This window comes from Rahnella sp. PD4 (assembly GCF_049199325.1).
In the GTDB taxonomy this organism is placed as follows: domain Bacteria; phylum Pseudomonadota; class Gammaproteobacteria; order Enterobacterales; family Enterobacteriaceae; genus Rahnella; species Rahnella perminowiae.
Map to the genome: position 1 here is coordinate 77,486 of NZ_JBLZQF010000012.1, position 26,342 is coordinate 103,827.

Below are 26,342 nucleotides of genomic sequence, written 5' to 3' on the forward strand. Positions count from 1 at the left end.
TAAGGAGGGATTATAGCAATGCTGTCAGCGATGCCAACTGCGAAATCTCAATATGCGGTAACAGACGGGCATCTTTAATGTGCATCAGGTCGCCTTCGCGCAAATTAATCCAGCATGATTGCATACCGCAACGCACCGACCCTGCGACGTCTGTCGTCAGATCATCGCCGACGTGAAGGATGTTTTCCAGCGGAATATCCAGCTTCATCGACGTTTTTTTATACATGTCGGCGTACGGTTTTGCGCGGCCATGATCACCCGCCCGCAGCGTAAACTGGAAATATTGTGCCAGACCAAATGCCGTCGGGTCAGCGTTGCCGTTGGTGATAGCCACCAGCGGCCAGCGTTCAGCCAGCGCCGCCAGTGCATCGTGGTTTTCCTGCGGAACATAAATCCGGCTGCGCCATTTCGCGAACGTTTCCATGGTGGCTTTGGTGCCCTGTTCAGCTTCACTGTGACTCAGACCTGCACGGGTCATCGCCAGTAATACAGCCTGACGACGCCATTCGGTGACATCATGATAAATTTCTGCGTCCTGCGCCAGTAACTCTGCGCGCATCAGACGGACAGCATCCGGTGCTATATCGGCCAGTGCCGGGTGGTAACCCTGCATGAATTTCAGTGTTTCGGCATCAGTGCGGCGGATAACGTCGTAATTATCATACAGCGTGTCATCTAAATCGAAGGTGATCGCTTCAATGCGTTTCAGCGGACGATAAAACTTCATCAGGATTTTCCTCGTTTTGCCCGGGGATGCGCGGCGTCGTAAACCGTCGCCAGATGTTGAAAGTCGAGGTGGGTATAGATTTGGGTGGTAGACAGATTCGCGTGCCCCAACAGTTCCTGTACCGCGCGTAAATCGCCGCTGGATTCCAGCACATGCGTGGCAAACGAGTGACGCAGTTTATGCGGATGAATATGGCTGTTAACACCCTGTTTAACGCCCCATTCGGCAAAACGCTTCTGAACATTACGCGCAGAAATACGGCAGCCTTTGCTCGATAAAAACATCGCATCATCCTGCGGATTAAATTCTGCGCGGCGTTTCAACCAGTGTTCAAGCCAGGTGACGGCAGTCCGCCCGATCGGCACTTTGCGCTCTTTGCTCCCTTTACCCAACACCCGCACTTCACCGGAGGCCATATCGATATGCTTGCAATCGATGCCCACCAGTTCCGAAAGACGCAGCCCGCCACCATACATCACTTCGAGCATCGCGCGGTCACGCACGGAAAGCGGATCATTGAGATCGATTTCCAGCAATTTGTTCACTTCATCGACATCAAGATTTTTGGGCAGATGCTTGGGAGAACGCGGCGTGGAAATGCCTTTGGCAGGATTGGCGCTTAATACGCCCTGACGCACCAGCCAGTCAAGAAAGCTGCGCAGCGAAGACATACGCAATGCCAGACTGGACGGCCCTAAACCAGCACGTTTACTGCGCGCCAGTAACAACCGCACTTTCGGCGCATCGAGTTGCTGCCAGTGAGAAATACCTGTCTCGCCGGAGAGGGCGATCAGAGCTTCTAACTGGCGGCTGTAATTGGTGGTCGTAAGCGGGCTGAGTTGACGTTCAACGTGCAGGTAACGCAGAAACGCCTCGACCGCAGGATAAAGAGGCGATTCGGTGTGATTCATACCCGTTCTATCCAGCGTTCCAGCAGGCCAGGTAACATTTTAGCCAGCTGATCAAGTAAGACCGTGCCCATGCCGGGCTGATAATGCTGAGGATCACGACTGCTGAAAATGAGCACGCCCAGTTCCCCCTGCTCACCCATCAGCGAGAGCGCGACAGAACCCACGGCTTTCGCCTGCGGCAATAACAGCAACAGTTCCGGGCCGTTCAGGCTGCCGAGATAATGCGGGGCTTCACCCAGACGCTGAATGCGCATGGATTCAAACGCGCTGCGGCTTACCGCAAGATGGGTGAAATCAGACGGCGCGCCGATGCGCCAGCCTTCGCTGAACAAGCGTACATTGGCACCTGCCAGTCCCAGACTGCGCGCCCAACGCTGCAGACGGTTAAGCATATCCTGCAGACTGCTGGCCGCCGCCAGCGTGGCCTGGAGTTCGATCATCCGCCCGAACAATGATTCATTGACCGAAGCCTGTTCCATCAGCAACGTAATTTCTTCTTCAAGCTGCGCAATCTGATGACGCTGACGCCCGAGTTGCCATTCAACCAGCGAAATACTGCCTTTCACCGGATGCGGTACATGCATCTGCTCGACGCTGCGCGCATTACGAATAAAGAAATCCGGGTTTTGCAGCAGATATTGCATCACGCTGTCGTCGTCGAGCGCTATCACCGGTTCAATCTGGTCATCAAGATTGTTCATAGATGAATAAATCCGTCGTAAACATGAGTGGCGGGTCCGGTCATATATAACGGGTGACCCGGCCCTTTCCAGCGAATATCGAGGCTGCCTCCCGGCAGTTCCACCTGAACTTCTTCTGCGAGTAAACCTTGCTGAATACCGACCGCCACAGCGGCACAGGCACCGCTTCCGCACGCCTGTGTTTCACCGGCTCCCCGCTCGTACACGCGCAATTTTACGCTTTCCGGACTGAGGATCTGCATGAAACCGACATTTACGCGCTCGGGGAAACGCTCATGGCTTTCCAGCATCGGTCCGAGAACCTCGACTTCAGCTGTCAGCACGTCATCAACCTGTAACACGCAGTGCGGGTTTCCCATCGACACCACGCCGCAAAATACTGTGCGCTCTTCTGCACGCAGAATATAGGTTTTTTCCGCTTTCGCTGCACGGAATGGGACCTGCTGCGGCTCGAAAACCGGCTCGCCCATGTTGACCTGCACTTCTTCATCTTCCGTGACGGTCAGTACCATACGGCCGGTCTGCGTACTGACGCGGATATCGCGTTTGTTTGTCAGACCTTTGATGCGCACAAAGCGGGCAAAACAGCGCGCACCATTGCCACACTGCGCGACTTCGCTGCCATCTGCGTTAAAGATGCGGTAATGGAAATCTAATTCGGGATCGTAAGGAGGTTCCACCACCAGTAACTGGTCAAAACCTACGCCACGGTGGCGGTCTGACAAACGACGGATCAACTCAGGAGAAAAATAGACATTTTGAGTGACGGCATCAACGACCATAAAGTCGTTACCCAGGCCGTGCATTTTGGAGAACTGCATAACTGACTCCGTTTACCGCTGGTCAAATCCAGTCGCGATGATCCGTTAAGGAGAGGTTCCGGCAGTATTGCGCGAAACCCCGACAATCTGCCGGTTAATCTCTGGAATTCGTCGTGAGGTTTTCGGGTGATACCCCTTTTTCCTGCGATGAACCATCGTTCGCCGTGCCCGGAACATTGCTGGTTTTTTGCGTGGCTGATTTTTCCGGTGGTGGGAAATACAACGGCCCTTTAAGTCCGCAACCGGAGAGAGAAAAGAGAATTGTCGCGGCCAGAGACCAGCGTAAAGCGTTTTTCATTTTATGAATGCCCGTAATTCATGCGACCAAGCTCTCTATAATCGCAGGTGGATCATGAAAAGCAACAGGAATCGACAAAACCCCCGGGCACATTTTCAGGGTTTAAAGCGAAGTACAGCCGGATAATCTGCCACATGTCCGTGATACGGACACCTTTTCTAATGCAACTGAAATTGCTGCTTCAGACGCGAAGGTTCTGCGTCGGTTTCAGGCAATGTGGCGCAGGCGGCAGAGAGAGCGTTGCTGCGAAAAGGGATCACCTGGATCCGATTATCAAGTGACACAATCTGATAAAACTGCGGCAGGTTGAAGTTAATAAAGCTTGAGCCGTAGGTAAACCGGTCATGGGAAGACGAGTAGAACCGGCTGACATCGCGCACCAGATCCTCTTTGCTGCCTTCGCAATGGTGATAAACCTCAACACGGTTGGATTCATCAAGAATATAGATATTAAAGCCGATGTCGTCCGAACTGTCTTCAAAGAAGAACTGAATAATCCCTTCACTGGCATAGCCGTCAATCACTGCCGGCAGATGCGCCTGATCGGTCTGCAATTTCACCGACAAACCGTGCAGTTTGTTATTGGAAATCGCGCCATAGAATTCAATCGCATTCTCCAGCTTTTGCACTGAAACGCTGAGGCGTTCAAAGAACAATCCCCAGGTTTGCCCGGCAACACGCACGGCTTTGAAACGCCCGGGTTCAAGTCGTTTGCTCGACAGGCGAAGCTCAATGCATTCCGATACCAGTTGCTGAATCCGCGTACGGATAAGACCGCGTAAATGCTGGCTGTAACAGAACACCTCCACCGATTCCGGCGGTGCGGCATCCTGATGCATTTTGCCCAGAATCGTTTTCAGCGCTTCCAGAACCGCCTGTTCCCCGCTGAAATGCAGCGTACGCACTTCATTCCATGAGTTGCGATAAAGCAGGTCAATACTGCCAACCATACATTGCTGATTCTGCCCGAAACTGAAGACATCCAGTTTACGGAAATCAAAATGCACCACCTGATTGCGAAACGCTGCGGTCGGATCGTGTTCCAGATTCACGATAATCGCTAAGTGGCGAATTTCGCACGGACTGTACAACGCTTTAGGCGTCGGTGCCGCCAGACGCAACGGGAAGCTGTGTGAAACATCCGCCACCAGTTCGCGCAGTTTAGCGATATCACACAAGCTGCCACTTTTAATGTGCAGGCGCGTGGTGGAGGTCAGCAGACCATTGAAATAGGCCCACGCCACCAGTTTATTCAGATAGCGGTTATATTCGAGCGGCTGATGGCTGACAATAGATTCCATCGACGGTGACTGGTTATACAGATACCAGCCGGTGCGGTTCGCACGGCCAATCGGCACATGAATAAAGGTTAAATCACCTTCTGACAAGTCAGGCGAAATTTGCGGATTCACCAGCGTGACTTTACCCGGCAGCGCTTCAAATGCGGCGTACAATTTACGGGTCAGCACGCCGATATCCTGCGGGCTGGCACTGACGCTTAAATTGTTGCGACGGGCAAAGCGGATCAGGTTGCGATAGCTTTGCATCATGGCATCAAGCAGTTCGTTATGCGCTTCGCGCACGCGCTCGATTTTCCAGTTCGCCCGGTTATCCAGAATGGCCAGACGTTCTTCATCCCATCCCCATTCCGTTACCAGCTGGCTGAGTATTTCACGACGCCAGCCTACCGACGCCCGCGCACGGGAGAGTTTTTCACAGACTTTTAAATAGAAACAACGGCGGACTAAATCAAGGCGGGTGAAATCTTCAATCTGAGTGAGATAACGGGTCACGCGGTCGAGCATCATACAATAGGAATCAAGCCCGAAGCAGACGATCTCGCCCTGATGCAGGCGTTGTTTAATATCCATCGCCAGGAGCTGCGTTTTAGGGTATTCCCAGGAATAGGTTTCCAGCAGCAACGTTTTGAGTACCGCTTTATAAGGAGAATCGATACTTTTATACAATTGCCAAAGGCTCGCGCCGAAATACTCTTCTGCCGACAGCGTACTGAGGCCACCGAGATCGAGCCATTCGTTGGGCGTCAGTACGCCCTGTGCATAAAGCGAAAGCACGTATTCGTCGTAATGCGCTTCTTCTTCGCCCGGCACCATATTCCACAGAATACGCTTACCGGCCAGACGGACGGCGGTACGGTAGAATTCGTCGAGCAATAAGATGTGCTGTGTTGAACCGCAGTCCTCACCCCCCAGGCTGCCGCTTTCATTATGGCGGAAGCGGTTTTCGTCGATCAGGAAAAAGCTGACTTCCACACCCAGCGAGGCGGCCCATTTTTCTAACAGGCTGCATTTTTGCTGTAGGCGGTTGCGCTCTTCATTATCGAGCCATGACTGATGGCAGACCCAGATATCGAGATCAGAACTTTGGCTCTGACCGATGGAAGAAGTACTGCCCATGGAGTACACACCCGTGATTGGCAATTCACCTTTCACCAGAGGTTCAAAAGCGCTGCCCCATTTATCTTCAAGGTCAGTCAGGTAGGTTTGTTGGGATTCATCAGGCGTGAAAATACAGATACCATGCGGAACCTTACCTTCAAGGTATCCTGGCATCAGAGGATGATGTTGATGTAGAAAGACAGGAAGCAGCTGATAGACCTGTTGAAACGCAGGACCCATGGCTGCCAGTGCGCGATCCACCCGTAACTGATTGATCGCATCCAGTCTTTGCTTCAATGTCTCGATGTAGAGGTACAAGACGTTTCGCCTGATTATACAGTGTCTGGAAAGAACCCCGTTCCAAATCCGTCATTTATCGTGATGCTTATACTTTGCCCGATCGCAGCCGTGCAAATAGTTGACGAATAATTGCTGGAAACGTGATCAATTTAACACCTTGCTGTTTGACCGTAAAGAAAGTAACGCACCACAATTACGCTTCCGCTTCTCTGTATTTTATCGCCTGTTCCGAAACGGAACAAATCTCTTCAACGTCCGTTAACCTTCTTTTACGAATGGCTTCTTACGCTGACAGCTTTCTATTGTCAGTGGTAGGATGGTCACAGAGACAGTTAAACGGTAACAAACATGTTAGACAAAATCATTCGAATTGCCACCCGTCAGAGCCCGCTGGCTTTGTGGCAGGCACAATATGTTCAAAGCCAGCTGATGGCCTGTCACCCCGGTTTGCAGGTGGAACTGGTTCCCATGGTGACCAAGGGCGATATCATTTTAGATACCCCGCTGGCTAAGGTCGGCGGCAAAGGTTTGTTCGTCAAAGAACTTGAACTGGCGATGCTTGATGGCCGTGCGGATATCGCCGTGCATTCCATGAAAGACGTCCCGGTAGAATTCCCCGAGGGCCTGGGACTGGTCACTATTTGTGAACGCGAAGATCCGCGCGATGCTTTCGTCTCTAATCACTACGCCAGTCTGACCGATTTACCGCAAGGCAGTATCGTCGGCACATCAAGCCTGCGGCGTCAGTGCCAGCTGCGTCAGAAACGTCCGGATCTGGTGATCCGTGATCTGCGCGGCAATGTAGGCACCCGCTTATCCAAACTCGATAACGGTGAATATGATGCCATTATTCTGGCTGTCGCGGGCCTGAAACGCCTGGGTCTGGAAAACCGCATCACTTACGCACTGACACCGGAAGAATGCCTGCCCGCTGTAGGACAAGGTGCCGTCGGCATTGAATGCCGCCTTGACGATCAAACCACCCGCGACTTGCTGGCCCCCCTGGCGCACCACGAAACGACAGTACGTGTACAGGCTGAACGGGCAATGAATATGCGTCTTGAAGGCGGATGTCAGGTTCCCATCGGCAGCTATGCCGAGCTGAAAGGTGACGAACTCTGGCTTCGTGCTTTGGTCGGCGCACCGGACGGCAGCCAGATGGTGTGCGGCGAACGTCGCGGTCCGGCCGCTCAAGCACACAGCATGGGTATCGACCTGGCAGAAGAATTGCTCGCCAACGGCGCGCGCGAAATTCTGCATGAGGTGTATCAGGGGAACGCGCCTAAATGACCATTCTGGTCACCCGCCCCTCTCCGGCAGGAGAAGCACTGGTCAGCCGGCTGCGCGCAATGGGACGGGTTGCCTTCCATTCCCCGCTGATTGATTTTGCACCGGGGAACCAGCTCGCATCGCTCCCGAACCTGCTATCCTCATTAAATCAGCAAGATCTGGTGTTTGTGCTCTCGCAACATGCCGTCAGTTACGCTGACCGTATCTTGCGTCAGTCCGCCACGAACTGGCCGGACACCGTGAATTATTTTGCTATTGGCCGTACTACGGGCCTGATTTTCCATCGGGTCAGCAGCCTGCCGGTTCTCTATCCCCAGGATGGCGAAACCAGCGAGATGTTATTGAATCTTCCGGCATTGCAACGCATACAAGGTAAAAAAGCACTGATACTGCGCGGTAATGGCGGACGGGAATTGTTAGCTGAAACTCTGACTGAACGCGGTGTCCACGTGACTTACTGCGAATGTTATCAGCGCAGCCCGGTTTTCTACGATGGCAGTGAACAGAGCGCGCTCTGGCAACGTGCCGGAATTGATACGCTGGTTGTGACCAGCGGAGAAATGCTGCAACAGCTTTACCAATTAGTTCCTGATTACTACCGACATTCATGGTTACTGCACTGTAATCTGGTGGTGGTCAGTGAGCGTTTGGCAGCCCTCGCACGCCAGCTTGGCTGGAGCGCAATTCGGGTTGCCGGAAATGCAGACAATGATGCGCTGATCCGCGCATTACAACTACCTGACTAAGGGATGTGCCAAAATGACGGAACAAAAAAATCCTTCCGCGCCGGATGAGAATGTTGTTATCTCCCCAGCGGTTGAGAGCCCCCAGCCAGACGCTTCCGACCGGGAACAGGAATTGAAAACGTTGCGCAAAAAGCAACGTACAGCGCCGGTACTGGGCGCTATCGCCATTGTACTGGTTATAGTACTGGGTGCCGGTCTCTATTATCACGGCCACCAGCAATCACTGGCGCAGGCCGCCTCAGACGAAGCGCTTTCTGAACAACTCGATGCGCTGCAAAAAACCCAGCAGCAGGACAAACAGCAAATTGCTGATCTGCTCACACAGCAGCAAAAGACCCGGCAAGAGGCCGACCGCCAGCAGGCTTCGTTTGGTCGCCAGTTGAATGAATTACAAGATAAGGTTGCCAGCATTTCCGGCAGCGATGCTAAGACCTGGTTACTGGCGCAGGCCGATTATCTGGTGAAACTCGCTGGGCGCAAATTGTGGAGTGATCAGGATGTCACCACCGCCGCCGCACTGCTGAAAAGCGCCGATGCCAGCCTGGCGGACATGAACGATCCAAGCCTGATTGAGGTGCGCCGTGCGCTGAATGAAGACGTGGGTAGCCTTTCTGCCGTTGCACAGGTCGATTTTGATGGCATCATTCTCAAACTGAATCAGCTGTCGAATCAGGTAGATAACCTGCGTCTGGCGGACAATGATACTGACGACTCTCCGATGGACAACGACAGTTCCAGTTTGTCCGGCTCACTGACCGAATGGCGTCAGAATCTGACCAAAAGCTGGCACAACTTTATGGATGACTTCATCACGATTCGCCGCCGTGATAGCAGTGCTGAACCGCTTCTGGCACCGAATCAGGACGTGTATTTGCGCGAGAACATCCGCTCGCGTCTGCTGATTGCCGCGCAGGCCGTGCCGCGCCATCAGGACGAAGTGTACAAACAGTCACTGGAAAGCGTCTCGACCTGGGTTCGCGCTTACTTCGATACTTCAGATCCTTCGACCAAAGCGTTCCTGGAAGAACTGGACAATCTCAGCCAGCAATCTGTTTCGATGGACGTGCCGGATGAGCTGAAAAGCCAGCCGATGCTGGAAAAACTGATGCAGACCCGCGTGCGTAACCTGCTTCAGCAGCCCGCCGCCGCCACACAGGGGGAATAACACATGTTACGAGTTTTCGTGTTATTCCTGATTGTGTTTGCCGGGATTATCGTCGGCCCGATCCTGGCCGGCCATCAGGGTTATGTCCTGATCCAGACCGACAATTACAACATCGAAACCAGCGTCACCGGTTTGGTCATCATGCTGATCGTACTGATTCTGGTGCTGTTCCTGATTGAATGGATCCTGCGCCGCGTTCTGCGTACCGGTGCACGTACCCGCGGCTGGTTTGCCGGGCGCAAAAGCTCTAAAGCGCGCAAGCAAACTCAGGCAGCGATGCTCAAACTGGCGGAAGGCGATCACCGTCAGATGGAGAAATTGCTGGCCCGTCATGCCGATCACGCCGAACAACCGGTAGTGAACTATTTACTGGCGGCGGAAGCGGCGCAACAGCGCGGCGACGATATCCGCACCAATCAATATCTGGAGCGTGCAGCGGAAATCGCCGATACCGACCAGATGCCGGTCGATATCACCCGCGTACGTATCCAGCTGGCCAGAGGCGAAGTTCACGCAGCACGCCACGGCGTTGACCGTTTGCTGGGCCAGTCGCCACGCCATCCGGAAGTGTTACGCCTGGCAGAGCAGGCTTATCTTCTGACTGGCGCTTATGGTTCTCTGCTGGAGATTTTACCGTCGATGGCGAAAGCCGATATTCATACTGACGGTGAAATCCGTATGCTTCAGGAGCAGGCTTATGTCGGCATGATGAATCAGCTGATGGCTGAAGAAGGCAGCGAAGGCCTGAAGCGCTGGTGGAAAGATCAGAGCCGTAAAACCCGTCATGAAGTGGCCTTACAGGTCGCGATGGCGACGCATCTGATTGAATGCAATGATCAGGATCTGGCGCAGGAAGTGATCCTCGACGGGCTGAAACACCAGTATGACGACCGGCTGGTCGCGCTGATGCCGAAGCTGCGTTCGGGTAATCCTGAGCAACTCGAAAAAACCCTGCGTCAGCTCATTAAGCAAAACGGCACCACACCGCTACTGAGCAGCACGCTCGGTCAGTTGCTGATGAAGCATGGCGAATGGCAGCAGGCGAGTGAGGCCTTCCGTGAGGCACTGAAACAACGCCCTGACGCGTATGATTATGCGTGGCTGGCTGATGCGCTGGATAAGCTGCATAAACCGGCAGAAGCCGCTGAGATGCGTCGTGAAGGATTGATGCTGACGCTGAATAATTCACAACAACCGTAACGGGTTCTCAGAATAAAAAAGGCTCCTTCGGGAGCCTTTTTTATGTCATCAATCCTTATACCCTAAATGATTTGAGTTGCAGAAAGGCGGCAAACGCAGGGATACCGATGAGCTGACATAAGTCAGTGATACGGGTGACGAAGAGCGACCAGCGTATCTGCAGCTCAAAGGATGACGGGTATGGGCAAAAAAAAACACCTGCCGTTTATGCAGGTGTATAAAAACAATCAGGTCCAGGACAACAGATGTAGTGCCTCACTCAACGTTTTGCCTTCTGGATGATAGCGCTTGCGCGTTATCGGTCAGGATGACAATAGGCACTGTAAATTGGCTCTGCATCATTCCCAGGTTTATGAAGCCGGAGCAAACATAATGGGTGGAATGAGCATCTACGGCGGGAATATTGCAGGACGCGTGCCAGCATGGCAATACCTGATTAAAAAAATTTTATCTATTTGATTTTAAAAACATTTATTTTACGGCGTGTGAACAATAATTTTTAACTGCCACGTTTCCTTTCCCCCTTTGCCGGTGAACCGTCGCCTGCAAACGACAACTGTGCAGGCTGAGAAGTTAATCCATTATTTTCAAGGAGATAAATGTCTCCCGTCTGAGACAAAAGAAAGCGGGTATGTCGCAGATAAACAACACAGGCAGTGAGAGGGGAAAAGGTTTTATACGGACGAAAAAAAACCTGCTTTAAAAAAGCAGGTTCTTCAAATATGGTCGGCGAGAGAGGATTACGCGCATCTGCGATGCTTGCCCTGCGGGCCGTTGCTAAAGCAACGTGGTCTCGCTTCGCTCGGCTCAAACCTCCTTCGGAGGTTCTCATCCTCATAAACTCCGGACGAAAAAAAACCTGCTTTAAAAAAGCAGGTTCTTCAAATATGGTCGGCGAGAGAGGATTCGAACCTCCGACCCACTGGTCCCAAACCAGTTGCGCTACCAAGCTGCGCTACTCGCCGATGTCGTGCATCTTACTACTTTCTGATGCTAACTGCATCATTTAAATGTATTTTGTGTGTGGTGCGAAGGGAGGGACTCGAACCCTCACATCCGAAGGACACTAACACCTGAAGCTAGCGCGTCTACCAATTCCGCCACCATCGCATGTCACAATCACAAAACCATTTTTAGAGTGGGGTGGCTAATGGGACTCGAACCCACGACAACTGGAATCACAATCCAGGGCTCTACCAACTGAGCTATAGCCACCATATCTCTAACTAACGTGAACTGCCTGACTTCAACATTCCACCGCAACTCTAGCGCATACTAAATGGTGCGCCCGACAGGATTCGAACCTGAGACCTCTGCCTCCGGAGGGCAGCGCTCTATCCAGCTGAGCTACGGGCGCTTAGCGCCGTTGCGGGTGGGGATACTACGGTTTTAACGCCTGGCTGTCTAGTGCTTTTTATCAGAAATATTGCGTTTGATTACGCTTTATCCAATACGCAGTAAAAGTAAGCATCTTGCCTTCCCCACCCGTGACTTACGACGTTATTTTACTTTTTCTGCCGTCAGCGCGGCACGCTTATGCATGCCGAGGCCGAAGTATATCAGCGAGACTGCCGCAATAAAAATACCCCCTACCAGTAAAGAAACCCGCGTATCCGGGTTAATTGCCATACCGACCAGCACACATGCCAGGAATATCAGCGTCAGGTAGTTGGTATAAGGGAAGAGAACCGACTTAAACGGATGGTTTTTCAGTTTCTCTTTGTGCGCGTCACGGAAACGTAACTGGCTGATCAATACCACAAACCATGGCACCATACCCGGCAGTACGCTGGCACTGTAGACATACACGAATACTTTCTCAGGATTCGGAATGATGTAGTTCAGGCACGAACCGACCAGCAGACACAAAATAGTGATCGCAATACCGTAAACCGGCACACCACTTTTCGAGACATTGCTCAGAAACGCAGGCAACTGGCGATTCTCAGACAGCGCATAAAGCATACGTCCGCAACTGTACATACCGCTGTTACAGCCGGACAATGCTGCCGTCAGCACGACAAAGTTAATAATGCCTGCAGCCGAAGCAATACCAATCTTCGCAAATGTCAGAACGAACGGGCTGCCGTGGGTGCCCATTTCGTTCCACGGGAAAATGGTGATGATGACGAAAATTGCGCCGACGTAGAAAATCAGGATACGCCACAAAATGTTATTGATGGCACGTTTAAGCGTAACCTGCGGATTCTTCGCTTCACCGGCAGTAATACCCACCAGTTCCACGCCCTGATAGGACGCTACAACAATACACAGCGCAAACAGGAAACCTTTCCAGCCACCCGCAAAGAAGCCGCCGTGTGCCGTCAGGTTGCCAAAACCGATAGCTTCGCCATGATTGCCGAATCCGAAGAAAATCACCGCCAGCCCGACCACGATCATCACAATGATGGTGGTAATTTTGATCAGCGCAAACCAGAACTCCATTTCACCATACAGTTTCACCGCAGCAAGGTTAGCAGAGGCCACAATCGCCACCGCGATCAGCGCGGGGATCCACTGTGGTAAATCCGGGAACCAGTATTGGGCGTATACACCAATCGCGGTGATTTCAGAAATCCCCACCGCTATCCACATAAACCAGTAACTCCAGGCGGTCAGGTAGCCATAGTATGGTCCAAGATATTTATGGGCATAGACGGCGAACGAACCGGCAACGGGCTCCAGATGCAGCATTTCACCCATTGAGCGCATGATAAAGAAGACGAACACGCCCGCCAGAATATAGGCCAGCAACACTGAAGGCCCGGCCCATTTCAGGGTACTGGCTGCGCCCATAAATAATCCTACGCCGATAGTGCCGCCCAGCGCTATCAGCTCTATGTGCCTCGCTTCAAGCCCCCGGTGTAGCCCACCCTTTTCTTCTTGATTCGCCATAATTCCTCAGTTTCTCTGTAATTGTGTTTGCCTTCCGGAATGACCGGAATGTTATTTTTATGGGTGATGATGCCCGTACAGGGCGGAAAAACGGCGTTATGGTTCCGCATTTCAGGATGAGTTGCAAACCACAATTGAGAAAGATCCGCACAGGTAGACATGTCAGGGTGCAAACGACAGTAAAGGGTAGAGTGAAATGAGAGGTAAAACGCCGCGCTGAAGATCAGCCACGGCGCAAATATTACAGACGACCGGTATAGTAGTAACGGATAAATTTGAGCAGTTTGAGCTGACGACGCAAACGGCTGGGCTGTAAAATCAGCCGGTAGAGCCATTCCAGCCCCAGATTTTGCCAGATTTTAGGGGCACGTTTAACATGCCCGGTAAAGACGTCATAGGTCCCACCGATGCCCATGTAAAGCGCATCTGGATGCACACGACGGCAGTCACGCATCAGGATTTCCTGCTTTGGTGACCCCATCGCCACGGTCACGATAGATGCTCCGCTGCTTTTTACCTTTTCAAACAATGCTTCGCGCTGTTCAGGCACAAAATACCCATTCTGGCTGCCAACAATATTGACGTTCCACAGCAATCGCAATTTTTCTTCCGTCTGCATCAGGACTTCCGGTTTACCGCCGATCAGAAAGACCGGTGTTCCTTCACGCCCTGCGCGCTCCATCAATCCTTCCCAGAGGTCAGCCCCTGCAATACGCGAGACGCGTGACTGCGGATATTTACGCCGTATAGCGCGCACAATGCTGATCCCGTCGGGGTATTTAAACTCCGCATGGTCGATCAGCGTACGCATTTCAGGGTTGCTTTCGACCGTCAGCACTTTCTCTGCATTTATCGCCACCAGCGAACCTTTTTTCACCTGATGACCGGCAAAAAGATAATCAAGAAAATGCGCCATATTGCGAAAGCCCCAAAGGCGGATCCCGCGAATATCATATTGCGGGACGTTATTCTCCAAATTCATCCATCTTCCTTACTACCAAAGGCTCCATGAGGTTTTTTCTGACCGGCATCCTGGCTCGTATCAGCCCGGCGGCGTCAAACATCCAGTACAATAATTTTGCGACAACCAGACAAGTTGCGAATACGACACAGAAAAACACCACCCGTGAGAAAAAGGAATCCACGCCTTCGCGGGCAAGTACGATCATATTGAATACGGCACCAAAGCAAAAACTTTGCAGAATGGCCGCTTTATAAATGTTGGTCTCCGCTTTGCCTTTTTCATAAAGCCAGTCGAACCATTTAATGATCATCCCAACCGCCACCGCACCCAGCGGGATAAACCACACGCCGCCCATCACAACCAGCGAGCCAATCAGCGTTGGCGAAATGGCCAGACCGGAATGGTTACCGAGCACATCCCAGGTGAAATAGTTGGCGGTGTTGAGCACCACACCCGGACGGTCATGCCATAGCCAGCTGGGGATAAAGACGTAGAAATCACGAATAATCGGTGCCAGTCCCTGAAAACTAATTTTGTCGTAATTTTGCAGCAACAGTCCCAGATTTTCCCATGGCGAGAACGTATCACGCGTCAGGTACAGGAAGGTATAAAACGCCTCAGGGCCGCTGACATTCAGCCCGTAACGTTTCAGCGCCAGCCAGAACATACCGACAATGCCCAGTACGCCCGCCACCGCCAGCATCCACAAACTAATCCAGCCGCGTACGATGCCGATAAACAAAAACAGTGCGAACGCGATAATGATATTCGCGCGTGTCCCGCCAACAATAATATACGTGAGTAAACCAAATGCGACGGTACTGACCAGGAAAAACAGCCAGCGCTGCGGATTGGGTTTGAGGAAGAACACCACCAGCATCGCTGGCAGGAAGAAGTAAAAGAAGCGTTTAAGCGCAACCCCGGACACATCACTGGAAAAAATCTGGCTGTACGATTTGAGCTTAAACAGCAAAAATCCGTTATGCGTAAAGAAGATGGACACGGTTACCACGGCGATAAGTGCCAGTAAAAACCAGGTCAGATGGGTTTCGACACGGTTCATCGTAAACAGTGTACGGGACGGGCCATCACGTTTTGCCCTCAACCGCGTTTTATAACTGACATAATAAATACCGTAAAAACAGGTTGCGGCCAGCATCGCCTGTAACAGGTTTTCAACCGGTACGACGTTGACATCAAACTGGAAAACCAGCAGACAGGTCAGCGGAAAACCGAAATAGAACGTCAGTAGATACAACAGCGAAAACAGGACGTTGAAGTTAAAACGCACACGGCGAAATTCTTTGTAGGTCAGCGTCAAAATGAACAACAGCGAGAACGCATAAACGACAGACAGGCCGCCAAGCTGTGCCATTGTCATGATGTTTCTCCTGCCGCCAGCAGTAACGCCTGTTGCCAGCCGGCGATGTAATTCGGGCTGAAGAATGCGATATTCTTCCGGTCCGTAGTCAGCAACTGGCGCCGCGCTTCGGCCACAGTTCGGGTATCAAGTGCGTCACCGTAAAACAATACCGGCAGATTTTGTTCTGCCAGATCCTGCCAGAACGGATTCTGACGGCTGACCACAAACGGCACGCCGAACTGAATCAGCAAACATTGCGTCCCGATACCCTGCTGGCGGTCAAAAATAAAATACCCCAGCGAGCAACCACGCAGCACGTCGAGATATTGTGCAAAAGGCATCGAACCGGTCATCAGCTCAACATTCCCGGGCGCAAAAAGTTTGAGCGCCTCGCGGCGAACCTGCTCGATATAGGCGTCATTGTTGGCCGGATAGCCCATAGGAATAATCACCCGGATACCGGCACCAAACTGTTGATGCAACGAACGCAGCGCTTCAGTATGTCGGTTACTGCGATCGCCGGAATTGCCGACCAGCACGGTCATCGGCTCTGCAGGTTCAGGCTGCCCGGCTGAAAGCGTCAGCGCCGGATCCATACGCGTCGGGAAATACAATAATGAGGACGGCACGCGCGGATGTCTCTGATGGAAATGAATCAGATCGCCGCGGGTAGCGAAAACATGGCCGATACGTCCCTGAGCCAGACGCCTTAAAAAATAAAACAGGCGGAATTTCAGACCACCTGTCGATTCATAAAGATCTGCGCCCCAGATGTGCCAGCTGGCCTGCTGAGATTTAATTTTGCCGGTCAGCAGCGCCAGCCAAAGCGTCGGGTTGAACTGGCCATGGAAGAAAAAGTGATGTGTACGATCCTGTGCCCGGGAAATCACCGCGTCGGCCAGCGATTTTTTGTCCGGATAAACCCGAATATCCAGACGTGCGAATTCAGCAAATGCTGATGCATCTGCTGCCGCCACCATAAAATGATAAATCAGCTTTTCAGGCGCGCATTCGGCCAGAACATCATTAAAAAAGCGCAGCACGGTGACATTATGGTGGGGAATGTCAGATCCCAAAACGTGAATCAGCGTTGTCATGCTCGTCTACGATAAATAACAAATACGGTACAGCACAGGGCGAAATAGACGACATACGTCGCCATATACGCTTGCGCGGCGCCAAGAGAACCCCGTATCGGGATCAACCAATGTGAAAAACCCGTCAGTAACGCAAACTGGCTGATTTCAGTCAGCACGTAAAAACGCAGAGAGGCTCTCGCAATCACCAGATAGCCAAAAACATAAGAGCCGACTTTCAGTACGTCACCCACTAACTGCCAGGCGAACAAATCGCGCATCGCGATAAATTGTTTTGAAAACAGTAACCAGATAGCAAAATCACGCAACAGCCAGACAGTAAAACTGACGGCCGCTACGGCGGGCAGAACAAATTTTAATGACTTAACGATTTCACGCGTAATATCGCGTTTATCCGTCATGCGCGATAGCGTCGGCAATAAATAAACGCTGAAAGAGGCGGTGATAAACTGCAAATAGGCATCAGAAATACTGCTGACGCCCTGCCAGATCCCCACATCTTTCCAGCTGTAATGCTCCGCCAGCAGGTTTCGCATCATCACATACGCCACCGGCAACGTGACAGATGTGATCAGTGCCATCAGGGTAAACTTTCCCAAATGGCTGGCGATAAAGCGGTCCCAGCCCGGCTTTAAGTAGGCCAGCGGAAAGGATTTTCGCCGCCACAACATACCGCCCGCAGGCACAACGACCAGCGCTGGCACCAGTGCCAGCCCGGCCAGCGCGCCTTCATAACCGCCCAGTTTGAAACACAAGAGATAGGCCAGCAAGCCAATCAGACTGCCACCCATTACAGCCAGCGCGTTACCCGTCGCATCACGATAACCTTTCAGGATGGCCTGAAAATAGTTGGCATAAGCAATGCCCATCTGGATAAATGCCACGGCCCGCACAACGGCCTGATAGCGGTCGTGTCCGAACAACCCGACACTGACAGGGCCGGCAGCCAGCAAAAAGATGGCGGCCAGCAGCGTCGAGAAACCCAAAATCAGCGAAGAGGACGTACCGAGTACAGCTTTAAGCCGCTCAGGATCCTGATGATGTTCGGCAACGTATTTAGTAATACCATTGAAAATACCGGCACCGGACAGCACACCAAGTACGGTCACGAGCTGGCGGAAATTCCCTGCCTGCCCTACGCCGTCAGGGCCGAACGTCACGGCCAGCAATTTCACCACCAGCAACCCGGCACCAATTTTAATCAGCGTAGAACCGGCGGTCCAGACTGATGCTTTTGCCAGCGACATATCAGGCGAAATATTGCAGCATGGCCGTAATCACCGCACGCTGCGTATCATCGGTCATGTTGTAGAACAGGGGCAGGCGCACCAGACGCTCACTCTCTTTTGTCGTGAAACGATCGACGCCAGCGAAACGACCAAAATCTTCGCCCGCCGGACAGGCATGCAGCGGGATATAATGGAATACGGTGAGAATATCTGCCGCTTTCATGTGACGAATAAAGGCATCACGGTCGTCGATATCACTCAGACGCACATAGAACATATGAGCATTTTGCACACAGTCTTGTGGAACTGAAGGCAACTGAACGCGGCCTGCGTCGGCCAGATCCTGCAATGCTTCGTAATACTGATTCCAGATTGCCAGACGGCGCTGGTTGATCTTTTCAGCTGAATCCAGATTCCCCCACAGATACGCGGCCTGCAAATCGGACATCAGATAGCTGGAACCAATGTCCCGCCAGGTATATTTATCCACCTGACCGCGGAAGAACTGGCTGCGGTTAGTGCCTTTTTCACGGATAATCTCGGCACGATCAATCAGGGCCGGATCGTTAATCAGCGTTGCACCACCTTCACCGCCCGCCGTGTAATTCTTGGTTTCGTGGAAACTGAAACATCCGATATGACCAAGGGTGCCCAGTGCTTTGCCTTTGTAAGCTGACATCACGCCCTGTGCGGCATCTTCCACCACAAACAGATGATGTTTTTCGGCGATCGCCATGATGGTATCCATTTCACAGGCCACACCCGCGTAATGCACTGGGACAATCACTTTCGTTTTTTCAGTGATCGCAGCTTCAATCAGGGTTTCATCAATATTCATGGTATCCGGGCGGATATCCACAAACACGATTTTCGCGCCGCGTAAAACGAATGCATTGGCGGTCGAAACAAACGTAAAGCTTGGCATAATCACTTCGTCACCGGGCTGAATATCCAGCAGCAACGCGGCCATTTCCAGCGATGCCGTACAGGACGGCGTCAGCAAAACCTTCGGACAGTTAAAACGCTGTTCAAACCATTTCTGGCAGCGCAGGGTAAACCCGCCGTCACCGCACAGTTTGCCGCTGTCCATGGCCTCGCGCATGTAATCAATTTCAGTACCCACAATCGGTGGCGCATTAAAAGGGATCATCGTTTCACCTGTACAACCAGTACGCCGAGCGCATGACTTTGCCACCGCTGGCGAGATAAAGATTTAAGGCCGCGATATTACCGGTTTGCGTGGCGACATACAGTCGCGATACACCCTGTCCGGCACACCAATTTTTCGCAGCCGCCATTAACTTTTTACCTGCTCCCTGCCCCTGGAATTCAGGTCTGACAGCCAGCAGGCCAATTCTAACTTCATCTTCTGAAAGACGTCGCAACGTGACAAAACCCAGCCTGTTACCCTGTGCATCGTCTGCCCACAGGCAAAGGTGATCAAACGTGCCCAGTACCGCCTTTTCTGCCCACATTGCGTAGAAACGGGCGCTGTCATCAGGCTGATACCAGGGTGCGCGAAAACGGCTGAAACGAAACGTCTGGCTGGCAATAATCGCCACATCAGCGATATCTTGCGGCAAAGCCAGACGCCCTGCTGGCAACGCCATATCCTGCGGCGTGACCGTCACGCAAAAGTCCGTTTCACCTTCTGCCAGTCGGAAACCCAACGCAGACAGGGCGTCCAGCGTGTGCGTTTGATCTGCCTCTACTTTGGCCTGCACCAGTGCATATTGTTCAAGCTTCTGCGGCGTGATTTCACCCGCAGAGGCATCCGGTGTCAGACGCGCACTGTTAAGCTGGAAGAAATGACTCTCCCATCCGAGCGGTTCGATATTGCCGTGCAAAGGATTATTTATCGCCATACGCCTTTAGTATCCACAATCCATGACTGCCGGATCTGACTGCCAGGGATCGCTTTGAACGGTTGGTGATCGACTAACATCACCAACAGATCGGCTTCAGCCAGTGCGCGATCCAGGCTTTCTAACGTCACTTTATCCGCGAGAGAAGCCGGTAGCTGATGCACATTAGGCTCGACCGCCCACGTTTTTCCGGCGTGCCAGTCGGCAATCAGGTGTGTCACTTCCACTGCCGGGCTTTCGCGGAGATCATCAATATTGGGTTTAAACGCCAGGCCAAAGCAGGCAATCTTGACGTCGGCTGCACGTTTGCCCGTGGTAGTCAGGCAATCTGCCAGTGCCGCTTTTACACGATCCACGACCCAGTGCGGTTTGCTGTCATTCACTTCGCGCGCTGTGCGGATGATTCTGGCCAGCGCCGGGTTTTGCGCAACAATGAACCACGGGTCGACTGCAATACAATGTCCGCCTACGCCCGGACCCGGCTGCAGGATATTCACCCGTGGATGACGGTTCGCCAGACTGATCAGCTCCCAGACGTTAATGCCCTGAGCATCGCAAATCAGCGACAGCTCGTTGGCAAAGGCAATATTTACGTCGCGGAAACTGTTTTCCGTCAACTTGCACATTTCGGCGGTACGGGAATGGGTGGTAACACATTCGCCTTCAAGGAAAATGTTATATAAATCGCTGGCACGCTGTGAACAAACTGACGTCATGCCGCCAATGACACGGTCATTTTTGATCAGCTCAACCATCACCTGTCCTGGCAGCACGCGTTCCGGGCAGTAAGCAATGTTGATATCGGATTGCTCACCGGCTTGCTGAGGAAAGCTCAGATCAGGACGGGCTTCCGCCAGCCAGACGGCCATTTGCTCTGTCGCCCCCACCGGTGACGTAGATTCCAGAATGATCAGATCGCCTTTTTTCAGAACCGGCGCCAGAGAACGTGCGGCAGATTCAACGAATTTCATATCCGGTAAATGATCGCCCTTAAACGGCGTCGGAACTGCAATCAGGAAAGCATCTGCAGGTTCCGGTTTAGTCACTGCCCGCAACAATCCCGCATCAACGGCCTGCCTGACCAGAAGATCAAGATCGGGTTCAACAATATGGATCGCACCACGGTTAATCGTATCCACGGCATGCTGATTAATATCGACGCCCACCACTTTTTTTTGGCGTGAGGCGAAAGCGGCAGCGGTTGGCAGACCGATGTAACCGAGTCCGATGACAGAGATAATGTTAAAACTCATTGTGGTACCCAATGATTTTTCAATGCGTCAAGAATATGGCGGCAGGCATGCCCGTCGCCGTAAGGATTGTGTGCCCGGCTCATGCTGTTGTATTCGTTTTCATCGTTTAGCAGACGGTTCACTTCCTCGACTATTTTAGCGGGATCGGTGCCCACCAGCCGGACTGTTCCGGCATCAACCGCTTCCGGACGTTCTGTGGTTTCACGCATCACCAGCACAGGCTTGCCCAGTGAAGGCGCTTCTTCCTGCACCCCGCCGGAGTCGGTCAGGATCAGATAAGCTTTATCCATCAGATAAACGAATGGCAGGTAATCCTGAGGGTCGATCAGTACGATATTGTCGATGCTTTGCAGAATGCGATTCACCGGCTCGCTGACGTTAGGATTGAGATGCACCGGATACACAATTTGTACTTCAGGGTGCTGGCATGCAATTTCCGCCAGGGCCGAGCAAATCCGTTCAAAGCCTTTGCCAAAGCTTTCACGACGGTGGCCCGTCACTAAAATCAGCTTTTTGTTGGCATCCAAAAACGGGTAGTTATTCGCCAACTGTTGTGCCAGCGAGACATCGCTGTTAAAGCGGTCACGTACCCAGAGCAGGGCATCAATCACCGTATTCCCGGTGACAAAAATGCTCTCTGCGCCGATGTTTTCCCGCTGCAAATTGACACTGGCATTCTCGGTGGGTGCAAAGTGCCATTTCGCCAGATGACCTGTTAGCAGGCGATTGCCCTCTTCCGGCCACGGGGACGATAAATCCCCGGTACGCAGACCTGCTTCAACATGCCCGACGGGGATCTGGTGATAAAACGCGGCAAGGCTGGCGGATAAAGTGGTGGTGGTATCACCGTGCACCAGCACTATGTCAGGCTTGAACTCATCCAGAACCGGCTTAAGGCCGGTCAGGATCCGACTGGTAATTTCTGTCAGTCCCTGCCCTGGCTTCATAATGTTGAGATCATAATCAGGGGTGATGTCAAAGAGGCGCAATACCTGATCGAGCATTTCACGGTGTTGAGCCGTCACACACACTTTTGATTCAAAGGCCGCATCCTGCGACAAAGCAAGCACCAGAGGAGCCATTTTGATGGCCTCCGGACGCGTGCCGAAAATCGTCAACACTTTCACAATGTGTTTCTCTTATTTTTACGGCGGGTCAGGGCAACGCCAGCCCCGATTAAACCACCGACAATGCCCCACATAATCATCAATAATGCCCGACGAGGGCTGTCACGTTTTACAGGTTCTTCAGGCGTTCTCAGATAGCGATAAGTCTGGAATTTTGCCGTAAGCGTTGGCCCGACGTTCAGCGTCGACAGCATCGCACGGTTCTGATCGTAATCCAGATCATACCCCGGACCGGAGGCTTGCAGTAATTCCAGACGAGCCTTGAGCATAGGCACACCCAGCAGGAACATATCGGAATCCGGCAATTCTTCTGCGGGCGTATCGGTCACACTTTTATTAATGTTTTGCTGCTGAGCAATCTTCAGTGCCTGCTCAGTATTATGCGTGGTGCGCTTGAAAACAGTCTGGGCAACCTCTTCCTGACGCTTGACCTGCGCTTTCATTGACTGCGTTCGTGCCGCCCACGCGCCTTCCAGCTCATCATAGAGATGTTGTGCCGCACGCTGGCTGGCGAAATCGACATACTGACGTAAAAGTTTGTTCGCATCAGCGGCATTTTCCGCCGTGAGTTTCACCATATCGTTCGGCACTTTCGGTGCATCACGGGCAGTAAACTGGATGTCATTGATCATTTCATCCAGCAGAACCGCATCAGCACGCGCATCATTTTCCTGACGTTGCTGGTAATAAGGGTTATGCAGCCAGAAATCCCGGCGGGTGTCATAAGCCGCAAGTTGCATGACAAACTCGTTGTAGGCTTCATCAGAAATGGGTGGGCGGTTGGCGTCTGACTGCGGCACATTACGCATATCTAAATTACGCAGAAACTGTGCCTGAGAGAAATAGGACGAAAGATTGTTGACCGTAGGCCGATCCGTGATTGCCGTCGAACTCCATTCCTGTTTCATGAGGTAAGACGACCCCAGGGCGACTAAGGCAAAGAGTATCGCCAGACCTGCAATCCAGAATTTTCCTTTCCATAAAGTGCAGCACAGCCCGCGGATATCAAGTTCATTCTCGATGGCGCGTTCGTTCTGGTTTCTCATCATTTCTGGTTTATCCACAGCCAGTAAGCCCTTGCTTAAAAAGTGATTATTGATTAGAAGAACGGCGCAAACGTCTTTTAACCCGTTTTATAAACCGCGCCACACGCCAGGCGTGTTTGATGCAGATGCCGTACAACAGGAAGGCAACGAAGAATAAAGCCAGCATTATCCATTCGGGAACAAAACTCAGATGTTCGCCCACCACACCAATGCCCGCCAGAATAGCGGCAGCCACAGTTATTAAGACGAAAGCCTGACGTGAAGTAAAACCTGCGCGCATGATCAAATGATGAATGTGCTGACGATCTGCTGAGAACGGGCTCATCCCTTTACGAAGCCGGCGATACATGATGGCGACCATGTCCATCAGGGGAATAGCGATAAGCCAAAGTGCAGTGACCGGATTCATAGGATGAGATTCGCCTTGCGTACTTTGCAGGAGGACCCAGATGACCGTAAACCCTATCAGCGTGCTGCCCGCGTCGCCCATAAAGACTTTGTAACGAGGCCCCAAAACACCCAAATTGAGTAAAATATACGGGATGATTGCGGCAATCATCGCGAAGCACCAGTACGCTAACTCCATGTGTCCGCTCTCGTACATGATGAGGCCCAGTGAGCCAAAGCTGACACAAGACAAGCCGCCCAGTAAGCCATCAATACCATCGACCATGTTGAAGGCGTTAATGGCAGCCCACACGGCGAACAAAGTGACAAGATAGCCAAACGGGCCTAATACCATTTCCCAGGGACCAATCAGATGTCCGAGGCTGCGAAGCGTGAGGTTAGCAAAACTCATCATCGCAACAGCGACCACGGCCTGAACCATTGCACGTGTTTTTACACTGATATCGAAACGGTCATCCAGTGCACCCACTAATACCAGCAGCCCGGCGCAGGCAATGTAAAGGTTGCCATGTGGAATAGTATAATTGGTGATCAGAAAGGCAAAACAAACACCCGCATAGACAGAGATCCCACCAACGAGTGGTATCAGTCCCTGGTGACGTTTACGAAAATTCGGTTTATCAACAAGTCCGATTTTATTCGCTACCTTCCGGGCAACGAATAAAAAGAGGAATGAAAATACGAAAACAATCGCTAGCTCAGTACTCATATTGAGTAAATTCACAGTTAAGAAGTCTCTTCTGCAAAAATAAGGTGTGGAGTTGACAGCATCATAAACCTCACAGCCTTAAATCATATCCTATGGTGACAGTTATGGTTTTGTCTCGGGCAAGACCTTATCTGCTGCCATTTCTCGGGCAATCAACCGACAAAGTAAAGAAAGGGCACGTGATAAACCATCAGCTATTATCCGAATAGTCTGACAATCTTCCCAAAGTAGCATTATGGTAGCCACCAAAAACAAAAAACGCCACGACTGTGCGTGGCGTTGAGCGGACTTTACACCAAATTAAGAACGTTTCATCATGTCGAAGAAGTCATCATTGGTCTTGGTCATTGCAAGCTTGTTGATGAGGAATTCCATCGCATCGATCTCACCCATCGGATGAATGATTTTACGCAGGATCCACATTTTTTGCAGTTCTTCAGAAGTGGTCAACAGCTCTTCTTTACGGGTACCAGAGCGGTTGTAGTCGATCGCAGGGAAGACACGTTTTTCAGCGATTTTACGCGCCAGATGTAATTCCATGTTGCCGGTACCTTTAAACTCTTCATAGATAACTTCATCCATTTTAGAGCCGGTATCAACCAGCGCAGTAGCGATGATAGTCAGGCTACCACCCTCTTCCACGTTACGCGCAGCACCGAAGAAGCGTTTTGGACGGTGCAAGGCATTGGCATCCACACCACCGGTCAGCACCTTGCCTGAAGCAGGCACCACGGTGTTGTAAGCACGTGCCAGACGGGTAATGGAGTCCAGCAAAATGATTACGTCTTTCTTATGCTCAACCAGACGCTTGGCCTTTTCGATGACCATTTCAGCCACCTGAACGTGGCGGGAAGCGGGCTCGTCAAAGGTAGAGGCGATAACTTCACCTTTCACCAGACGCTGCATCTCGGTCACTTCTTCCGGACGTTCGTCAATCAGCAGTACCATCAGCACGCAGTCAGGGTGGTTGTACGCAATGCTGGTGGCGATGTTTTGCAGCAGCATGGTTTTACCGGCTTTCGGCGGAGCAACAATCAGACCACGTTGACCGCGACCAATTGGCGAAGCTAAATCCAGTACGCGAGCGGTCAAATCTTCTGTTGAACCGTTACCCCGTTCCATACGCAGACGTGAATTAGCATGCAGAGGGGTTAAGTTTTCAAACAGGATTTTGCTACGGGCGTTTTCTGGTTTGTCGTAGTTAACTTCGTTAACTTTCAACAGGGCAAAATAACGTTCACCTTCTTTTGGTGGACGGATTTTACCGGAAATGGTGTCGCCGGTACGAAGGTTGAAGCGGCGAATTTGGCTTGGAGATACGTAGATGTCGTCGGGGCCTGCGAGGTAGGAACTGTCTCCGGAGCGGAGGAAACCAAATCCATCCTGCAATATCTCCAGTACGCCATCACCGAAGATGTCTTCTCCGCTTTTCGCATGCTGCTTCAATATTGAAAAGATAATGTCTTGCTTACGCATGCGGGCCTGGTTTTCCAGTCCCATATTTTCGCCGAGTGCAATGAGGTCAGAGACCGGCGTATTCTTTAATTCGGTAAGATTCATAATGGTGGGTTCTTAAACTCGGGGTATGTCTCGAACATCTGTCGTGAATGGGTATGGCAGGGTCATCCATGCCTGTTTATTGTATGACACCTAAATAACAGCCCGGTAATCCAGCCGCAGGCAGTCGCGCGCGGGCGATTCTTGAGGGGTAATGCTGATATTGAAGGTGTCTTAAAGCCGATTTTGTCAAAACCGTTAGATGGTCAAGTACAGTGCCAGTTCAATTTAATTATTATTCAAAGAAACTTTATAGGCAGATGTTTTTGAC

Annotated in this window: 22 protein-coding genes, 4 tRNA genes and 1 other RNA gene; 4 read left to right on the top strand and 23 right to left on the bottom strand. The window is 51.8% G+C overall.

Going from position 1 to position 26,342, the window contains the following annotated elements; translation table 11 throughout:
• Positions 1-10 precede the first annotated feature (10 nt).
• The 6 genes from yigB to ACOZIO_RS22260 form a co-directional block, all read right to left on the bottom strand.
• Entirely contained in the window at positions 11-727 is a 717-nt protein-coding gene (gene yigB / locus ACOZIO_RS22235; protein ID WP_217157786.1) for a 5-amino-6-(5-phospho-D-ribitylamino)uracil phosphatase YigB, read from the bottom strand.
• The gene (gene xerC / locus ACOZIO_RS22240; RefSeq protein ID WP_129955204.1) at positions 727-1,638 is read right to left on the bottom strand and encodes a tyrosine recombinase XerC; all 912 of its coding nucleotides are present in this window, start codon (positions 1,636-1,638) and stop codon (positions 727-729) included. The genes yigB and xerC overlap by 1 nt, the downstream gene beginning before the upstream one ends.
• A complete protein-coding gene (locus tag ACOZIO_RS22245) occupies positions 1,635-2,339 on the bottom strand; it encodes a DUF484 domain-containing protein (RefSeq protein ID WP_129955205.1) in 705 nt (234 codons plus the stop codon). Before ACOZIO_RS22245 ends, xerC begins: the two co-directional genes overlap by 4 nt.
• On the bottom strand, positions 2,336-3,160 hold the full coding sequence (gene dapF, locus ACOZIO_RS22250; protein WP_129955206.1) for a diaminopimelate epimerase: 825 nt from the start codon (positions 3,158-3,160) through the stop codon (positions 2,336-2,338). Before dapF ends, ACOZIO_RS22245 begins: the two co-directional genes overlap by 4 nt.
• 94 nt (positions 3,161-3,254) lie before the next feature.
• Positions 3,255-3,458, bottom strand: a complete 204-nt coding sequence (gene lptM / locus ACOZIO_RS22255; protein ID WP_015699129.1) for an LPS translocon maturation chaperone LptM — start codon at positions 3,456-3,458, stop codon at positions 3,255-3,257.
• A 158-nt stretch (positions 3,459-3,616) separates the two neighbouring features.
• Positions 3,617-6,175, bottom strand: a complete 2,559-nt coding sequence (locus ACOZIO_RS22260; protein WP_129955207.1) for a class I adenylate cyclase — start codon at positions 6,173-6,175, stop codon at positions 3,617-3,619.
• A gap of 330 nt (positions 6,176-6,505) precedes the next feature.
• Between ACOZIO_RS22260 and hemC the strand changes: the two genes are divergently transcribed.
• The 4 genes from hemC to hemY are packed head-to-tail and all read left to right on the top strand — an operon-like array spanning position 6,506 to position 10,558.
• Positions 6,506-7,447, top strand: coding sequence for a hydroxymethylbilane synthase (gene hemC / locus ACOZIO_RS22265; RefSeq protein ID WP_129955208.1), 942 nt, complete (start codon positions 6,506-6,508; stop codon positions 7,445-7,447).
• Positions 7,444-8,193 carry a uroporphyrinogen-III synthase gene (gene hemD, locus ACOZIO_RS22270; protein ID WP_129955209.1) on the top strand — a complete coding sequence of 250 codons (750 nt, stop codon included), beginning with the start codon at positions 7,444-7,446 and terminating at the stop codon, positions 8,191-8,193. Before hemC ends, hemD begins: the two co-directional genes overlap by 4 nt.
• A gap of 13 nt (positions 8,194-8,206) precedes the next feature.
• Entirely contained in the window at positions 8,207-9,358 is a 1,152-nt protein-coding gene (gene hemX / locus ACOZIO_RS22275) for a uroporphyrinogen-III C-methyltransferase (RefSeq protein WP_129955210.1), read from the top strand.
• Positions 9,359-9,361: 3 nt separating this feature from the next.
• Positions 9,362-10,558 carry a protoheme IX biogenesis protein HemY gene (gene hemY, locus ACOZIO_RS22280; protein ID WP_421595730.1) on the top strand — a complete coding sequence of 399 codons (1,197 nt, stop codon included), beginning with the start codon at positions 9,362-9,364 and terminating at the stop codon, positions 10,556-10,558.
• A 723-nt stretch (positions 10,559-11,281) separates the two neighbouring features.
• Here hemY and ACOZIO_RS22285 read toward each other — a convergent pair.
• The 17 genes from ACOZIO_RS22285 to rho form a co-directional block, all read right to left on the bottom strand.
• Positions 11,282-11,410, bottom strand: a non-coding RNA gene (locus ACOZIO_RS22285) — RtT sRNA.
• 36 nt (positions 11,411-11,446) lie between these two features.
• Positions 11,447-11,523, bottom strand: a tRNA-Pro gene (locus ACOZIO_RS22290).
• A gap of 59 nt (positions 11,524-11,582) precedes the next feature.
• Positions 11,583-11,668, bottom strand: a tRNA-Leu gene (locus tag ACOZIO_RS22295).
• A gap of 29 nt (positions 11,669-11,697) precedes the next feature.
• Positions 11,698-11,773: transfer RNA gene (locus ACOZIO_RS22300), tRNA-His, on the bottom strand.
• Positions 11,774-11,838: 65 nt separating this feature from the next.
• Positions 11,839-11,915: transfer RNA gene (locus tag ACOZIO_RS22305), tRNA-Arg, on the bottom strand.
• 143 nt (positions 11,916-12,058) lie between these two features.
• A complete protein-coding gene (gene thrP / locus ACOZIO_RS22310; protein WP_129955212.1) occupies positions 12,059-13,453 on the bottom strand; it encodes a bifunctional threonine/serine APC transporter ThrP in 1,395 nt (464 codons plus the stop codon).
• A gap of 241 nt (positions 13,454-13,694) precedes the next feature.
• The gene (wecG, locus tag ACOZIO_RS22315; protein WP_129992146.1) at positions 13,695-14,435 is read right to left on the bottom strand and encodes a lipopolysaccharide N-acetylmannosaminouronosyltransferase; all 741 of its coding nucleotides are present in this window, start codon (positions 14,433-14,435) and stop codon (positions 13,695-13,697) included.
• Complete coding sequence (wzyE, locus tag ACOZIO_RS22320) at positions 14,419-15,798, bottom strand: ECA oligosaccharide polymerase (RefSeq protein WP_217220837.1); 1,380 nt, start codon at positions 15,796-15,798, stop codon at positions 14,419-14,421. Before wzyE ends, wecG begins: the two co-directional genes overlap by 17 nt.
• Entirely contained in the window at positions 15,795-16,877 is a 1,083-nt protein-coding gene (locus ACOZIO_RS22325; RefSeq protein WP_129955215.1) for a TDP-N-acetylfucosamine:lipid II N-acetylfucosaminyltransferase, read from the bottom strand. The genes wzyE and ACOZIO_RS22325 overlap by 4 nt, the downstream gene beginning before the upstream one ends.
• The gene (gene wzxE / locus ACOZIO_RS22330) at positions 16,874-18,124 is read right to left on the bottom strand and encodes a lipid III flippase WzxE (protein ID WP_217220840.1); all 1,251 of its coding nucleotides are present in this window, start codon (positions 18,122-18,124) and stop codon (positions 16,874-16,876) included. The genes ACOZIO_RS22325 and wzxE overlap by 4 nt, the downstream gene beginning before the upstream one ends.
• A gap of 1 nt (position 18,125) precedes the next feature.
• On the bottom strand, positions 18,126-19,256 hold the full coding sequence (gene rffA / locus ACOZIO_RS22335; RefSeq protein WP_129955217.1) for a dTDP-4-amino-4,6-dideoxygalactose transaminase: 1,131 nt from the start codon (positions 19,254-19,256) through the stop codon (positions 18,126-18,128).
• 4 nt (positions 19,257-19,260) lie between these two features.
• Positions 19,261-19,971, bottom strand: a complete 711-nt coding sequence (gene rffC / locus ACOZIO_RS22340; protein WP_129992141.1) for a dTDP-4-amino-4,6-dideoxy-D-galactose acyltransferase — start codon at positions 19,969-19,971, stop codon at positions 19,261-19,263.
• Positions 19,962-21,224 carry a UDP-N-acetyl-D-mannosamine dehydrogenase gene (gene wecC / locus ACOZIO_RS22345; protein WP_217137707.1) on the bottom strand — a complete coding sequence of 421 codons (1,263 nt, stop codon included), beginning with the start codon at positions 21,222-21,224 and terminating at the stop codon, positions 19,962-19,964. The genes rffC and wecC overlap by 10 nt, the downstream gene beginning before the upstream one ends.
• The gene (gene wecB / locus ACOZIO_RS22350) at positions 21,221-22,351 is read right to left on the bottom strand and encodes a non-hydrolyzing UDP-N-acetylglucosamine 2-epimerase (protein ID WP_129955220.1); all 1,131 of its coding nucleotides are present in this window, start codon (positions 22,349-22,351) and stop codon (positions 21,221-21,223) included. The genes wecC and wecB overlap by 4 nt, the downstream gene beginning before the upstream one ends.
• Complete coding sequence (gene wzzE / locus ACOZIO_RS22355) at positions 22,348-23,400, bottom strand: ECA polysaccharide chain length modulation protein (protein ID WP_258452783.1); 1,053 nt, start codon at positions 23,398-23,400, stop codon at positions 22,348-22,350. The genes wecB and wzzE overlap by 4 nt, the downstream gene beginning before the upstream one ends.
• A 43-nt stretch (positions 23,401-23,443) precedes the next feature.
• Positions 23,444-24,529 (bottom strand): UDP-N-acetylglucosamine--undecaprenyl-phosphate N-acetylglucosaminephosphotransferase, encoded by a 1,086-nt coding sequence (gene wecA / locus ACOZIO_RS22360; RefSeq protein ID WP_129955222.1) that lies wholly within the window; start codon positions 24,527-24,529, stop codon positions 23,444-23,446.
• A gap of 285 nt (positions 24,530-24,814) precedes the next feature.
• On the bottom strand, positions 24,815-26,074 hold the full coding sequence (gene rho, locus ACOZIO_RS22365; protein ID WP_013577536.1) for a transcription termination factor Rho: 1,260 nt from the start codon (positions 26,072-26,074) through the stop codon (positions 24,815-24,817).
• Positions 26,075-26,342 lie beyond the last annotated feature (268 nt).

Bases quoted from the DNA above. Each gene is read 5' to 3' on its own strand.
- yigB (WP_217157786.1), bottom strand. From the start codon at position 727: ATGAAGTTTTATCGTCCGCTGAAACGCATTGAAGCGATCACCTTCGAT.
- xerC (WP_129955204.1), bottom strand. From the start codon at position 1,638: ATGAATCACACCGAATCGCCTCTTTATCCTGCGGTCGAGGCGTTTCTG.
- ACOZIO_RS22245 (WP_129955205.1), bottom strand. From the start codon at position 2,339: ATGAACAATCTTGATGACCAGATTGAACCGGTGATAGCGCTCGACGAC.
- dapF (WP_129955206.1), bottom strand. From the start codon at position 3,160: ATGCAGTTCTCCAAAATGCACGGCCTGGGTAACGACTTTATGGTCGTT.
- lptM (WP_015699129.1), bottom strand. From the start codon at position 3,458: ATGAAAAACGCTTTACGCTGGTCTCTGGCCGCGACAATTCTCTTTTCT.
- hemC (WP_129955208.1), top strand. From the start codon at position 6,506: ATGTTAGACAAAATCATTCGAATTGCCACCCGTCAGAGCCCGCTGGCT.
- hemD (WP_129955209.1), top strand. From the start codon at position 7,444: ATGACCATTCTGGTCACCCGCCCCTCTCCGGCAGGAGAAGCACTGGTC.
- hemX (WP_129955210.1), top strand. From the start codon at position 8,207: ATGACGGAACAAAAAAATCCTTCCGCGCCGGATGAGAATGTTGTTATC.
- hemY (WP_421595730.1), top strand. From the start codon at position 9,362: ATGTTACGAGTTTTCGTGTTATTCCTGATTGTGTTTGCCGGGATTATC.
- thrP (WP_129955212.1), bottom strand. From the start codon at position 13,453: ATGGCGAATCAAGAAGAAAAGGGTGGGCTACACCGGGGGCTTGAAGCG.
- wecG (WP_129992146.1), bottom strand. From the start codon at position 14,435: ATGAATTTGGAGAATAACGTCCCGCAATATGATATTCGCGGGATCCGC.
- wzyE (WP_217220837.1), bottom strand. From the start codon at position 15,798: ATGACAATGGCACAGCTTGGCGGCCTGTCTGTCGTTTATGCGTTCTCG.
- ACOZIO_RS22325 (WP_129955215.1), bottom strand. From the start codon at position 16,877: ATGACAACGCTGATTCACGTTTTGGGATCTGACATTCCCCACCATAAT.
- wzxE (WP_217220840.1), bottom strand. From the start codon at position 18,124: ATGTCGCTGGCAAAAGCATCAGTCTGGACCGCCGGTTCTACGCTGATT.
- rffA (WP_129955217.1), bottom strand. From the start codon at position 19,256: ATGATCCCTTTTAATGCGCCACCGATTGTGGGTACTGAAATTGATTAC.
- rffC (WP_129992141.1), bottom strand. From the start codon at position 19,971: ATGGCGATAAATAATCCTTTGCACGGCAATATCGAACCGCTCGGATGG.
- wecC (WP_217137707.1), bottom strand. From the start codon at position 21,224: ATGAGTTTTAACATTATCTCTGTCATCGGACTCGGTTACATCGGTCTG.
- wzzE (WP_258452783.1), bottom strand. From the start codon at position 23,400: ATGATGAGAAACCAGAACGAACGCGCCATCGAGAATGAACTTGATATC.
- rho (WP_013577536.1), bottom strand. From the start codon at position 26,074: ATGAATCTTACCGAATTAAAGAATACGCCGGTCTCTGACCTCATTGCA.